Source organism: Enterobacter cloacae complex sp. IR5402 (genome assembly GCF_049238125.1).
Taxonomy (GTDB): domain Bacteria; phylum Pseudomonadota; class Gammaproteobacteria; order Enterobacterales; family Enterobacteriaceae; genus Enterobacter; species Enterobacter hormaechei_C.
Genome location: NZ_JBMKHO010000011.1, coordinates 66,976 through 79,679 on the forward strand (window position 1 = coordinate 66,976; position 12,704 = coordinate 79,679).

The window sequence follows — 12,704 nt, forward strand, 5'->3', positions numbered from 1 at the left end:
CAACCTCTCTTATCCTTTCGTTTGTAACTGACGCCAGGCATCATTTGCCAGCGCAATAAATTGTTTGTCACCTGTCTGCTGAAGGCGCATTTCAAACCATCCCGCCATCAGCATCAACACCCACGGACGCCAGCGCGCGACCTGCCGCGCAAGGGTGAGCGAATTGATGTTGGCGTTTCGGGCATAGGCGGTTATCAGCTGCTCGCGCGACGCCTCATCAGGCATCCAGACCGCAGCAAGTTCGAGCGCCACGTCACCGTCTCCGGCATATTCCCAGTCGATAAGTTTCTCGCCTGCCGTGGTATGAACGATATTCCCCGCGTGGACATCCATATGCAGCGGCGCCAGACGTAACGCCTGCGGCTCTCCCGCTTTACGCAACCGCTTAAGCTGCGCCAGCCAGTAGGGCGTGCGTCGTCCAGGCGCAGCCTGCTGCCAGTAGTGATCCAGCAAAGGAAGTAACGTTACCCGCCAGCCCAGACGCGGCTGGCGATGCAGATGATACAGCATGGCTGCCAGCGCAGGCGTATCGGGAAGCTCGCTTTTGATCTCACCCGCAATAAACGCCACCGCCATCCAGTCTCTGATAAAGAGATGAGGTTGTGGCGCAAGGTCGGCGGGCAGGCGCTTCAGGGCGCGGAACTGGCGACGAAAATGGGAGGCAGGCGCGGCGGCATCGTGATGCTGACGTAAAACCAGCCGATGGTCGCCATGCTCAATAATGCAACTCGCGCCGCCAAGCCCGGCGGGGGCTTGCGGCGCGATAACATGGTATTGAGGGAAATAACGCGTCAGGACCTCATGACGCGTGCGCTTATTGTTGCGTAACGGCACCTTTACCTGACCAGATAATTTCGCCGGTCTGAACCAGCATTAACTGCATCTGCAACGACGGCGTGTTCACGTTGCCTGTCGCGTTTGAATAAAGGACATACTGCGCGCCAACGTTGCGGGCAATACCAATCGCTTTACTGCGCGAACCCAGGCTGTCCTGAGGCGACAGACCAAGCTGCTGCTTTGCGACCGCGAGCTGCTGAGCAGAGACCAGCGTAAATTTACCGTTGTTTGCCAGCGCGTTGCGCAGGGTTTCCGTCGCTTCTCCCGCATTCAGGGAACCGTTTGTACGGTTGTTCACGCTGTCCACCAGCAGCACGCTGCCGGGCGTAACACCCTGTGCCTGCAACATTTTGCCCACCATCGGCTGCATTGCGCCATTCCAGTCATAGTGGCGTACTCGCGGCGCAGGCTGTGCGGTGTCGTCCGGATGTTCGATCGGGCCAGGCTGCGCCGGAATGGTCGGTACAGACGGCACGGTTGGAACAGGCTGCGCTGGCGTTGTTGGCTGTTCCGTTCCCGGCTTCGCCTGATCCACCGGTGCAGGTTCTTCCGTTCGCGTCACACAACCCGCCAGAAAGAGTGCAAAGGCACTCAGGAGCGCATAACGGCTCATTGTTTTAATCAAGGTTCACTCCTTACAAATAAAGATAAAGTCTCACCTTATGTGCACCCAGATAGCTGGCGCTGCCGTAGAGCGTGACCGACGATCTTGCCGGGATGGTCACGCTGCGCGGCGCCTCAAGCGGGTGCATCTCAAGACCTCTCACGTCATACCAGTAGAAGCGATAATGCACCGTCACTGGCTCTTGCCTTTCGTTATAGAGCGTAGAAGAGGCTGAAGACTGGATTTCGCTTATGGTCAGCGAAGGCTTCTCCGCCGTGATGCCCGCAGCAAGCACTGAGGACTCCATCACCAGCGTCTGTTCTTCACTGACCGGGATGGCTGGACGCGCGCTGCACCCAACCATTACCAGCGTCACGATCAGCGCTGCAATACGCCCAGTTAACATATTAAAGACCTTTATGTGCCAGCATCGGTCCCAGTGGACGTCCACCCAGCAGATGCATATGAATATGATAGACTTCCTGGCCGCCATGGCGATTACAGTTCATGATCAAACGGTATCCGTCTTCAGCAATCCCTTCCTGCTCAGCGATTTTCGCGGCCACCGTCAGCATACGGCCCAGCGCCACTTCATGCTCGGTTTTAACGTCATTAACGGTCGGGATCAGAATATTGGGAATAATAAGGATGTGCGTCGGCGCCTGGGGAGAAATGTCGCGGAAAGCCGTGACCAGTTCATCCTGATAGACAATATCCGACGGAATTTCGCGGCGGATAATTTTACTGAAAATCGTTTCTTCAGCCATGACCTTTTCCTTTTAAGTTTAATCTGGCGTCGTGCGTCCGTTGTTAACACACATTGTCTGATTTACTGCGTGACACAAGACAAGAGTATGAGCGAGTTTCTCCTGTCCTTTCAACCTTCTCCCGTGATTTCTTTCCTGATTGTCCCCCATCTGGCTGAAGAGGCATCGCTTTAGGACATTTCTTTTCTGAAACCTTATTTCAGTTCATCCCGAAACATCTGTTTACAGCGTTAATCACAATGCGTATATTTCGCATTTGCATTTTCATGCGCATTTTTAACATAGAAAACGACGTCAGCCCGTGCTAGCGGGACTGTCGCGAAATACCTTCACCATTCACTAAGGGTTTGATGATGTCTTTCATTAATCACACCAGGGATGGGCAACGTCAGCCTGCCGCAACACCTTCGTTGCTGGCCGCCTGCATTGCTATGGCATTGACGCCAACCGCCGCTTTCGCTGCTTCAACCACCGAAGATACCGTTGTCGTTGACGGGGGTTTTGACAACACACAGGATCTTTCTGCCAGCCAGGATCAGGATTACAGCGTAAAAACCACCACCACCGGCACCAAACTGTTGTTGGTTCCCCGCGACATCCCACAGTCCGTCAGCGTTATCAGCCAGCAACGTATGGCTGACCAGAATCTGCAATCCATCGGACAGGTGCTGACGAACACCACGGGCATTACGGCCCAGGTGCAGGACAGCGACCGTACCGTGTTTTACTCACGCGGCTTTTTCGTCAGCAACTACGCCTATGACGACCTGCCAACCTCCATCAGTGAAGTGTGGAACTTTGGTGATACCGCCGCCGATACCGCGATTTATGACCGCATTGAAGTGGTTCGCGGCGCCACCGGCCTGATGTCCGGCACGGGGAACCCGGCGGCGTACGTTAATATGGTGCGTAAGCACGCGGACAGCCCGGAATTTAAAGGTAACGTCTCCGCCAGCTACGGCAGCTGGGACAAGCAGCGCTACGTGCTGGATCTCCAGGCGCCGCTGGTAGAGTCAGGTAAGGTACGGGGTCGTCTGATCACCGGTTATCAGGACAACGACAGCTTCGTGGATAACTACCACTACCGGAAGAAATTCCTCTACGGCGTGATGGACGCGGATGTCACTGACAGCACGACTCTCTCGGTAGGGTATGAGTATCAGGAAAGCCATACCGCCGACCCAACCTGGGGCGGACTGCCGACCTGGTACAGCGACGGAAGTAAGACTAACTACAATCGCAGCCAGACCGTCGCGCCTGACTGGGCCTATTCGGATAAAGACAGCACCCGCATCTTCGCTAACCTGACCCAGCGTTTCGATAATGGCTGGGAAGCGCACATCAACGGCATGCATGCTGAAACCAACTTTGACTCTAAGCTGATGTATATGTCCGGCTATCCGGATAAAGAGACCGGCGCGGGCCTGGTGGGTTACGGCGGCTGGAACCGCGGGGAACGTAAACAGGATGCGGTCGACGCCTTCCTGCGCGGCGGCTTCGATCTCTTTGGTCGTCAACATGAAATGATGTTCGGCGGCAGCTTCAGCCGTCAACGTAACCATTACGACAACTCCATGCCGGATGCGGTATACGGCATGGTGGATGTCGGCAACTTTAAGAACTGGAACGGGAACATCGCCGATCCGCAGTGGACGCCGTGGAAACTCTACAGCAAGGATGATATTCGCCAGTCTTCAGCCTATTCTTCGGCTCGTTTCTCGCTGGCCGATCCGCTGCACCTGATCCTGGGCGCGCGCTACACCCAATACAATATTCGTTATAACCCGGCAGGATCGCCGAATACCAGTCTGGAAAGCACCAAAGATGATGTCACGCCGTACGCTGGCCTGGTGTATGACATCAATGAGGACTGGTCGACCTACGTCAGCTATACCTCTATCTTCCAGCCGCAGGATAAGCGCGATGCCAGCGGACGTTATCTCGACCCTACCACGGGCAAAAGCTACGAAGCCGGGGTGAAGGCAGACTGGTTTAATACCCGCCTCACCACCTCACTGGCGATTTTCCGCATTGAGCAGGATAACGTCGCCAGCAATACCTACACCTACATGCCGAGCGGTGAGTCGATCTATGAATCGCTGGACGGGGTGGTCAGCAAAGGGGTCGAGTTCGAGCTTAACGGTGCCCTGACCGATAACTGGCAGCTGACCTTCGGCGCGACGCGTTACATCGCAGAAGATAAGAATGGCAACGCCGTCAGCTCCGATCAGCCGCGCACAACCATGAAGCTCTTCACCCGCTATCAGTTGCCAATGCTGCCGGAACTGACCGTGGGCGGTGGCGTAAACTGGCAGAACAAAGTGTGGACGGACGTGGAAGGCGGCCCGGCAGGACGTTCCCGCGCGGAGCAAGGCAGCTATGGGCTGGTGAACCTGTTCAGCCGTTATCAGGTCACCAAAGATTTTGCGGTACAGGCTAACGTCAACAACCTGTTCGACAAAGAGTATTACGACTACGTCGGATCGTATGCGGTGTATGGCGCGCCGCTGAACGTCTCGGTGAGCGCGAGCTACGATTTCTGAGTGACAGAAGCCCGGTGGCGCTGCGCTTACCGGGCCTACCCATCACGTAGGCCAGGTAAGGCGCAGCCGCCACCCGGCACCACAAGCCGCAATAATAAAAAAGGCAGCCATTCGGCTGCCTTAGTCTCCCCAGGTCACAGCTTAGTTGTTGCGGATGTACTCATCCATTTCAGTTTTCAGGTTATCGGATTTAGTACCGAAGATTGCCTGAACACCAGAACCTGCAACAACGACGCCCGCTGCGCCCAGTTTTTTCAGACCCGGCTGGTCTACTTTCGCAACGTCGGCAACGCTCACACGCAGACGAGTGATACACGCGTCCAGGTTAGTGATGTTCTCTTTACCGCCGAAAGCAGCTACCAGAGCAGGCGCCATTTCGCTGGTCGCACCGGCTTTGCTGTCTTCCGTTGCATCTTCACGACCCGGCGTTTTCAGGTCCAGTGCTTTGATCAGCACGCGGAAGACGGTGTAGTACACCACTGCGTAGCCTGCACCCACGATTGGGAACAGCCACAGCTTGCTGCTGTTACCGGACAGAACGATGAAGTCGATCAGACCGTGAGAGAAGGACGTACCGTCACGCATACCCAGCAGGATACAGATTGGGAATGCCAGACCTGCCAGTACCGCGTGGATGATGTACAGGATCGGCGCAACGAACATGAAGGAGAACTCGATCGGCTCGGTGATACCGGTCAGGAACGAGGTCAGCGCTGCGGAGATCATGATACCGCCCACTTTTGCACGGTTCTCTGGTTTAGCAGAGTGCCAAATCGCAATTGCGGCAGCTGGCAGACCGTACATTTTGAACAGGAAGCCACCAGACAGTTTACCTGCCGTTGGGTCACCCGCCATGTAGCGTGGGATGTCGCCGTGGAATACCTGGCCTGCTGCGTTGGTGTATTCACCAATCTGCATCTGGAATGGAACGTTCCAGATGTGATGCAGACCAAATGGTACCAGGCAGCGCTCAATGAAGCCGTAGATACCGAACGCCACAACCGGGTTCTGGTAAGCCGCCCACTGAGAGAAGGTCTGGATTGCCGTACCGATTGGTGGCCAGATGAAGGACAGGACAACACCGGTGAAAATCGCGGCCAGACCAGAAATGATCGGCACAAAACGTTTACCCGCGAAGAAGCCCAGATACTCAGGCAGCTTGATGCGATAGAAGCGGTTAAACATGTACGCTGCAATCGCACCGGAGATGATACCACCGAGAACACCGGTGTCTGCCAGGTGCTTAGCGGCAATCTCTTCAGCAGGTAAATGCAGGACCAGCGGCGCAACCACAGCCATGGTTTTCACCATGATGCCGTAAGCAACAACGGACGCCAGAGCAGATACACCGTCGTTATTGGTGAAGCCCAGAGCAACACCGATAGCGAAGATCAGCGGCATGTTAGCAAAAACAGAACCGCCTGCTTCGGCCATCACGTGGGAAACTACGGCTGGCAGCCAGCTGAAGTTTGCAGAACCGACACCCAGCAGGATACCTGCGATAGGCAGTACGGATACTGGCAGCATCAGCGATTTACCGACCTTTTGCAGGTTAGCAAATGCATTCTTAAACATAATTGAGAGTGCTCCTGAGTATTTGTGCTTTTTTTACGTTTTCACGCATTGGCCCGGGGGGAGTACCGCGCCGTGGACAGGACATCTAAGCGCCCTTTATTTATTACACAGAGTAAAATAATTCCCTCTGAGTTTGTTTGACGGCTATCACGTTTCAGTTCAAGACGGCCAAAAAACTTGCAGATATTTACATAAAGCATGTCTGGATGTGTCTAAAAACGCCATCACCGCCCCAAATGAGGCGGTGAACTTTACTCGTTTTACTTATTAATTACGAGCCTAAAAATAACAGGTGTATCAGACAGATTGCAGGCGGGCGGGGTCGATATGGAACAGGCTGGCGAAGTTTTTCGTTGTCACGCGAGCCAGTTCTTCGATACTGACACCTTTCAGAACGGCCATATACTCAGCGACATCCCGGGTCATCGCTGGCTGATTCTCTTTGCCGCGATGAGGCACCGGCGCCAGGTACGGGGAATCGGTTTCCACCAGAATACGATCCAGCGGAACATAGCGCGCCGCATCACGCAGTTGCTCAGCATTGCGGAACGTGACAATCCCCGAGAATGAAATATAAAAGCCTAAATCAAGCAGCTTACCCGCCGTTTCTCTGTCTTCTGTGAAACAGTGTAGTACGCCACCGCAATCCGTCACCTTTTCTTCCCGCAGGATCGCCAGCGTGTCGGCGCGCGCATCGCGGGTATGAACGATAACCGGCTTATTCAGCTCACGGCCAATACGGATGTGGTTGCGGAAGGATTCCTGCTGGCGAGGTTTTGTTTCGGGGGTGTAGAAATAGTCCAGACCGGTCTCGCCCATCGCCACTACGCCCTCTTCTGCGGCAAGACGGCGTAAATCCTCAACGTCGTAAGCTTCATCCTGATTCAGCGGATGCACGCCGCAGGAGAAGACGACATTATCGCGCTCGCCTACCAGTTCACGCATGGAGCGGTAACCCGGCAGCGTGGTCGCCACGGCCAGGCAAAATTTCACATCGCGCGCGGCGGCTTTCGCCAGCACGTCGTCCACATTTTTATGCAGGGATTGATAATCCAGGCCATCGAGATGGCAGTGTGAGTCGACTAAAAACATAATGTCTCTCTCAGAGGTGGGAAACCGGCGGTATGACACCCGGTTGCAGGTAGTGTTCGATACGCATTAACTGGTCGGTCAGTAAAAGCTCGCGATTGAGACCGGTTACCGTCAAAAGTTGTTCATGACTCTGGCAGATATCATGAAGGATAGCGTGCAGCGACTGCCCTGACAGGCGATTCGCAAGTGTGGTGACCAACGCCCACACGTCAGGGTTAGTCAGAAGCGTAGCCCCCTGCTGGATTTTGAGCGCATCCAGCAGCAGTGCGGCCAGCCAGTGCAGCCGTTCCGGAGCCTGATCGCTGTTCAGCGCTGGCAGCATGCTCAGCCAGTCATGGCTGTCGAGGGCTGATTCAACCGCACGACACAGCGTTTCACGCTGGGACCACACCTCCGGCTGCAATAAGGCCAGCGCAGCCGCAGGCGCACCGCTGCACAGGCGCAACGCCGAGCGCGCCGCGTCTTGTGACACCGTCACTTCTCGCTCAAGCCAGGCGAGCGACCAGGATTCCTGAGGGACAGCGAGGTGGTGAAGACGGCAGCGACTGCGCAGCGTCGCCAGCAAGCGTTCCGGCTCGCGGCAGGAGAGGAAAAACCAGGTGTTCTCTGGCGGCTCTTCCAGGGTTTTTAACAGGGCGTTGGCTGCGGCTTCCGTGAGCAGCGCGGCGTCTTTCAGCCACACCACTTTCGCCCCGCCCAGACGCGCATATTCGTACAGTTTCTCACTGACCTCACGCACCGCGTCGATACCGAGCGTATTTTTGCCTTTCTCGGGTTCGAGGGTGTAATAGTCAGGATGCGTGCCCGCCTGCATGAGCTGGCAACCCCGGCACTTACCGCAGCTTTTATGTCCTTCCGGCTGTTGGCACATCAGAAAGCGGGTGATGGCGTAAATCAACGCATCATCACCCATTCCCGGAAGCGCCTGGATCAGTAACGCATGATGCCCCCGACCAACCTGATAGCTGCCGATCAGCTGTTCAAAGTGTGGGCGCAACCATGGATACCATTTCATGCCTGCTGCTCCTGTAGCCACTGCGTAACAGTCTGCTGAATATCACGCGTAACGTCTTCAAGGGATTGCGTCGCATCGATGGTACGAATGGTCTTGTCCTGCCCGGCCAGCTCCAGATAACGCGCACGGGTGCGGTTAAAGAAATCAAAAGATTCCTGTTCAATGCGGTCCAGTTCGCCGCGGGCACGGGCGCGCTTCAGGCCCACCTCAGGGGTCACGTCCAGATACAGCGTCAGGTCAGGACGGAAATCGCCCAGAACCGCGTTGCGAAGCGTAGCCAGCATGGTCTGGTCGATACCCCGGCCACCGCCCTGATATGCCTGGGTTGAGAGATCGTGGCGATCGCCAATCACCCATTTCCCTTCTGCCAGAGCGGGTTTGATCACCGTCTCCACCAGCTGAACGCGCGCCGCATAGAACATCAGCACTTCCGCTTTGTCGGTAATAACTTCATCGCCAACGGATTTGATATCCAGAACCAGGCTGCGCAGTTTTTCCGCCAGCTGCGTACCGCCCGGCTCGCGGGTGAAGACCATGTCGGCAACGCCAAGTGACGTAAGCGTATCCACCACCACGTTACGGGCAGTTGTTTTGCCCGCCCCTTCGAGTCCCTCAATGACAATGTATTTACTGCGCATTTTTTTCCTTAAGTGCCTTCAGATAGTCCTGAACGGAGCGATTGTGGCTGGCCAGGTTGGTATTGAACGTGTGCCCCCCTTTTCCGTCAGCCACAAAATAGAGATACGGCGTTTTGGCCGGGTGCGCGGCGGCCTTCAACGATGCTTCACTCGGCGTCGCAATCGGTCCAGGCGGCAGGCCGCTAATCACGTAGGTATTATACGCCGTTGGCGTCTCCAGATCTTTTCTGGAAATCCTGCCGTTGTAGTTTTCGCCCATGCCGTAGATGACGGTAGGATCGGTTTGCAAACGCATGCCGATGCGCAGACGGTTAATAAACACCGAGGCAACCTGGTCACGTTCGGCAGCAACGGCCGTCTCTTTCTCGATGATCGAGGCCATCGTCATGAACTGGTTTTGATCTTTATAAGGCAGGCCTTCTGCTCGCCCTTTCCAGGCAGCGTCTACCGCCGCGACCATTTTGTTGTGCGCGCGCTTCAGAATGGCCACATCCGTCGTGCCTGCCGTATACATCCACGTATCGGGCCAGAACCAGCCTTCCACCCACTCGGGATGTTCGAATTTTAAGGCGTCTGCCACGGTCTGGTAGCGGTCATCTTTCAGCGTATGCTTGATGTACGGCGCGTCACGCAGCTGCCTGAGGTAATCGCTCAGACGCATACCTTCCACGAAACGCAGCGGGAACTGGGCTTCTTTACCACTTTCCAGCAGTTGCAGCATCTCGCGCACGGTCATGCCAGGGGTAAAGCGATAGGTACCGGCCTTGAAATGGGACAGGTCCGGTTCAATACGCAGCAGCCACTGGAATACGCGTGGGCGATTGATAATTTTGTCGTCATACAGCTGCTGACCAAGCGCCTGCCGCCCGGTCCCCGCTTTCAGGGTAAAAATCGTCTCGTCTTTTATCAGGATCTGACTCTCCGCCAGCTGACGGACTTTCCACACTCCTGCTCCGCCAGCGATACCTAACGTAACGATCAGAAGGAGGACAAAGCGTAACATTTTCTTCATGACTACCTGGTTTGCTCACATAACGGGGCCAGAAACTGGAACAGCTCGCGGGATGACCAGCATTTGCGGCCATAAGCGCGAACGGGGACAACGGGCATCAGCGCATTGCAGATAACAACTTCATCGGCAGCCAACAGCGCCTCTTCCTTAGCGTTGACTTCGACAACACGAAAGCCTGCGCGTGCCAGCTGGTGCATACAAAACTGCCGCATAATGCCGTTGACGCCGGCCTGCTCCAGCGAAGGCGTGAACACGTCACTACCCTTCCGCCAGAGTAAATTAGCCGCACAGCATTCCGTAATGTACCCTTCGCTGTCAAGAACCAGCGCCTCCCCGGCCTCCGTCTGCTCAAGATGAGTACGAATTAGCACCTGTTCAAGGCGGTTGAGATGTTTTATGCCAGCGAGCATCGGGTTTCTTCCCAGACGTACCGGACTTAGCGCCAGGGCTACGCCCTCTTCACGCCAGTGCGCATAATGGGAAGGATAATCTGAAACGGAAAGGATCCGCGTAGGATGCAGACAGGCAGAACCGCTATAGCCCCTGCCACCGCTCCCGCGGCTGATAATGACTTTCAGGACGCCGCTTGCTTTTTCTGACGCCAGCCGACGCATCTCACTTTCAAGAATGTCCCACTGCGAGAAGGGAATCAGTAATGTTTCGCAGGCTTTTTGTAAACGAAGGATATGGGCCCCGAGCAGGCACACGTCACCGTCGAGAATACGCGCAGTCGTGAAACAGCCATCGCCAAACTGGGTCGCCCTGTCGCTTGCCGGCAGCGTGTCTTGCTCAAGGCCATTAATCAAAAACATAGTGGCTCCTTATGCGTGGAGGCTCAGTCTGGCAGGATGTGAACAGCCGGACAAGGGGATTTCGCCTAATAAAAAAGGCCCGGCAAGCGGACCTTTTTTATCGTCAGCGACTAACCAGACTCAGACCTTTTTGAAGATCAGAGAACCGTTAGTCCCACCGAAGCCGAAGGAGTTACACAGGGTATACTCCATACCGCTAACCTGGCGCGCTTCGTGAGGAACGAAGTCCAGATCGCAACCTTCATCCGGGTTATCCAGGTTGATGGTTGGTGGTACAGCCTGATCGCGCAGCGCGAGAATAGAGTAGATTGACTCTACTGCCCCCGCAGCGCCCAGCAGGTGACCGGTCATGGATTTCGTGGAGCTCACCAGCACACGGCTGGCAGATTCGCCGAAGATAGACTTAACAGCCTGCGCTTCTGCTTTATCGCCCGCAGGGGTAGACGTCCCGTGCGCGTTAACGTAGCCAATCTGTGCCGGCGTAATGCCCGCATCACGGATGGCGTTTTCCATCGCCAGCGCAGCACCTGCGCCATTCTCTGGAGGAGACGTCATGTGATAAGCATCGCTGCTCATGCCAAAGCCAACAACTTCAGCATAAATTTTCGCGCCACGTTTTTTCGCGTGTTCGTACTCTTCCAGTACGATCATGCCTGCACCGTCACCCAGCACGAAACCATCACGGTCTTTATCCCACGGACGGCTCGCCGCCTGAGGATTATCGTTTCGGGTAGAGAGCGCACGCGCTGCACCGAAACCACCGACGCCCAGTGGGGTACTGGCTTTTTCAGCGCCGCCCGCAACCATAGCATCTGCATCGCCGTACGCAATGATACGCGCGGCCTGGCCGATGTTATGCACGCCAGACGTACAGGCTGTCGCGATTGAGATGCTTGGGCCACGCAGGCCGAACATAATGGTCAGGTGACCTGCCACCATGTTGACAATCGTAGACGGAACGAAGAACGGGCTGATTTTACGCGGGCCGCCATTCATCAGAGATGTATGGTTTTCTTCAATCAGACCAAGACCGCCAATCCCGGAGCCGATAGCGGCGCCGATACGGGTCGCGTTCTCTTCCGTAATCTCAAGGCCAGAATCCTGCATGGCCTGAACGCCAGCGACAATTCCATATTGAATGAAGGCATCCATCTTGCGCTGTTCTTTGCGCGAGATGATCTCTTCACAGTTAAAATCCTTTACTAAGCCAGCAAATTTCGTTGCATAGGCGCTAGTATCGAAATGGTCGATTAGGCTGATGCCGCTCTGACCGGCAAGGAGAGCTTTCCAGGTGGACTCTACGGTATTGCCGACAGGAGACAACATGCCAAGTCCGGTCACAACTACACGACGCTTAGACACGCTTGTCCTCCAGGGAGGGATAAAAAAAGAGATTCGTGGGACAACAAAAGATAAAACTCAGGCGGTCGAATGACCGCCTGGAGATGTTCACTTACGCCTGGTGACCGTTGATGTAATCAATGGCAGCCTGAACGGTGGTGATTTTCTCAGCTTCTTCGTCCGGAATCTCAGTATCAAACTCTTCTTCCAGAGCCATTACCAGCTCAACGGTGTCAAGAGAATCTGCGCCCAGGTCTTCAACAAAGGAAGCGGAGTTCACAACTTCTTCCTGCTTAACGCCCAGCTGTTCGCCGATAATTTTCTTAACGCGTTCTTCGATAGTGCTCATACTCTTAAATTTCCTATCAAAACTCGCTTTCGCGATGGTTTTCGTAGTGTATAAAATGTTGAAAAATTTGCAACTAAATCCCGGCAGGTCTTACCACGATTTTACGTTATTTTGAGGCC

At 55.1% G+C, this 12,704-nt stretch carries 13 protein-coding genes; 1 reads left to right on the forward strand and 12 read right to left on the reverse strand.

The window, feature by feature from the left end:
• Positions 1-9 precede the first annotated feature (9 nt).
• Genes thiK through hinT form a run of 4 tightly spaced genes read right to left on the reverse strand, consistent with a single transcriptional unit; the run spans position 10 to position 2,208 of the window.
• Entirely contained in the window at positions 10-834 is an 825-nt protein-coding gene (gene thiK / locus ACOTXL_RS17445) for a thiamine kinase (RefSeq protein WP_032609005.1), read from the reverse strand.
• Positions 815-1,459: a penicillin-binding protein activator LpoB gene (gene lpoB / locus ACOTXL_RS17450; protein ID WP_085929697.1), complete on the reverse strand. Its 645-nt coding sequence runs from the start codon at positions 1,457-1,459 to the stop codon at positions 815-817. Before lpoB ends, thiK begins: the two co-directional genes overlap by 20 nt.
• A 13-nt stretch (positions 1,460-1,472) precedes the next feature.
• Positions 1,473-1,847, reverse strand: coding sequence for a YcfL family protein (locus tag ACOTXL_RS17455; protein ID WP_003857939.1), 375 nt, complete (start codon positions 1,845-1,847; stop codon positions 1,473-1,475).
• A gap of 1 nt (position 1,848) precedes the next feature.
• On the reverse strand, positions 1,849-2,208 hold the full coding sequence (gene hinT / locus ACOTXL_RS17460; RefSeq protein WP_006809243.1) for a purine nucleoside phosphoramidase: 360 nt from the start codon (positions 2,206-2,208) through the stop codon (positions 1,849-1,851).
• Positions 2,209-2,561: 353 nt separating this feature from the next.
• Between hinT and fhuE the strand changes: the two genes are divergently transcribed.
• Positions 2,562-4,751 (forward strand): ferric-rhodotorulic acid/ferric-coprogen receptor FhuE, encoded by a 2,190-nt coding sequence (gene fhuE, locus ACOTXL_RS17465; RefSeq protein ID WP_086532019.1) that lies wholly within the window; start codon positions 2,562-2,564, stop codon positions 4,749-4,751.
• Between the two features lie 141 nt (positions 4,752-4,892).
• Here fhuE and ptsG read toward each other — a convergent pair whose 3' ends face one another.
• The 8 genes from ptsG to acpP all read right to left on the reverse strand — a co-directional run bounded on the left by ptsG (position 4,893) and on the right by acpP (position 12,585).
• Positions 4,893-6,326, reverse strand: a complete 1,434-nt coding sequence (ptsG, locus tag ACOTXL_RS17470; RefSeq protein WP_003857942.1) for a PTS glucose transporter subunit IIBC — start codon at positions 6,324-6,326, stop codon at positions 4,893-4,895.
• Positions 6,327-6,623: 297 nt separating this feature from the next.
• Positions 6,624-7,418, reverse strand: a complete 795-nt coding sequence (locus ACOTXL_RS17475) for a metal-dependent hydrolase (protein ID WP_003857943.1) — start codon at positions 7,416-7,418, stop codon at positions 6,624-6,626.
• 10 nt (positions 7,419-7,428) lie between these two features.
• The gene (gene holB / locus ACOTXL_RS17480; protein ID WP_045350106.1) at positions 7,429-8,433 is read right to left on the reverse strand and encodes a DNA polymerase III subunit delta'; all 1,005 of its coding nucleotides are present in this window, start codon (positions 8,431-8,433) and stop codon (positions 7,429-7,431) included.
• On the reverse strand, positions 8,430-9,071 hold the full coding sequence (gene tmk / locus ACOTXL_RS17485) for a dTMP kinase (protein WP_045336685.1): 642 nt from the start codon (positions 9,069-9,071) through the stop codon (positions 8,430-8,432). Before tmk ends, holB begins: the two co-directional genes overlap by 4 nt.
• The gene (yceG, locus tag ACOTXL_RS17490; protein ID WP_045350107.1) at positions 9,061-10,083 is read right to left on the reverse strand and encodes a cell division protein YceG; all 1,023 of its coding nucleotides are present in this window, start codon (positions 10,081-10,083) and stop codon (positions 9,061-9,063) included. Before yceG ends, tmk begins: the two co-directional genes overlap by 11 nt.
• A gap of 2 nt (positions 10,084-10,085) precedes the next feature.
• Complete coding sequence (gene pabC / locus ACOTXL_RS17495) at positions 10,086-10,895, reverse strand: aminodeoxychorismate lyase (RefSeq protein WP_045350108.1); 810 nt, start codon at positions 10,893-10,895, stop codon at positions 10,086-10,088.
• A 120-nt stretch (positions 10,896-11,015) separates the two neighbouring features.
• Complete coding sequence (gene fabF, locus ACOTXL_RS17500) at positions 11,016-12,257, reverse strand: beta-ketoacyl-ACP synthase II (protein ID WP_003857950.1); 1,242 nt, start codon at positions 12,255-12,257, stop codon at positions 11,016-11,018.
• Between the two features lie 91 nt (positions 12,258-12,348).
• The gene (gene acpP, locus ACOTXL_RS17505; protein ID WP_003857954.1) at positions 12,349-12,585 is read right to left on the reverse strand and encodes an acyl carrier protein; all 237 of its coding nucleotides are present in this window, start codon (positions 12,583-12,585) and stop codon (positions 12,349-12,351) included.
• Positions 12,586-12,704: the final 119 nt, after the last annotated feature.

What these genes read in the sequence shown, in the direction of transcription:
- ACOTXL_RS17455 (WP_003857939.1), bottom strand. Translation starts at nt 1,847, where the DNA reads ATGTTAACTGGGCGTATTGCAGCGCTGATCGTGACGCTGGTAATGGTT.
- hinT (WP_006809243.1), bottom strand. Translation starts at nt 2,208, where the DNA reads ATGGCTGAAGAAACGATTTTCAGTAAAATTATCCGCCGCGAAATTCCG.
- fhuE (WP_086532019.1), top strand. Translation starts at nt 2,562, where the DNA reads ATGTCTTTCATTAATCACACCAGGGATGGGCAACGTCAGCCTGCCGCA.
- ptsG (WP_003857942.1), bottom strand. Translation starts at nt 6,326, where the DNA reads ATGTTTAAGAATGCATTTGCTAACCTGCAAAAGGTCGGTAAATCGCTG.
- ACOTXL_RS17475 (WP_003857943.1), bottom strand. Translation starts at nt 7,418, where the DNA reads ATGTTTTTAGTCGACTCACACTGCCATCTCGATGGCCTGGATTATCAA.
- holB (WP_045350106.1), bottom strand. Translation starts at nt 8,433, where the DNA reads ATGAAATGGTATCCATGGTTGCGCCCACACTTTGAACAGCTGATCGGC.
- tmk (WP_045336685.1), bottom strand. Translation starts at nt 9,071, where the DNA reads ATGCGCAGTAAATACATTGTCATTGAGGGACTCGAAGGGGCGGGCAAA.
- yceG (WP_045350107.1), bottom strand. Translation starts at nt 10,083, where the DNA reads ATGAAGAAAATGTTACGCTTTGTCCTCCTTCTGATCGTTACGTTAGGT.
- pabC (WP_045350108.1), bottom strand. Translation starts at nt 10,895, where the DNA reads ATGTTTTTGATTAATGGCCTTGAGCAAGACACGCTGCCGGCAAGCGAC.
- acpP (WP_003857954.1), bottom strand. Translation starts at nt 12,585, where the DNA reads ATGAGCACTATCGAAGAACGCGTTAAGAAAATTATCGGCGAACAGCTG.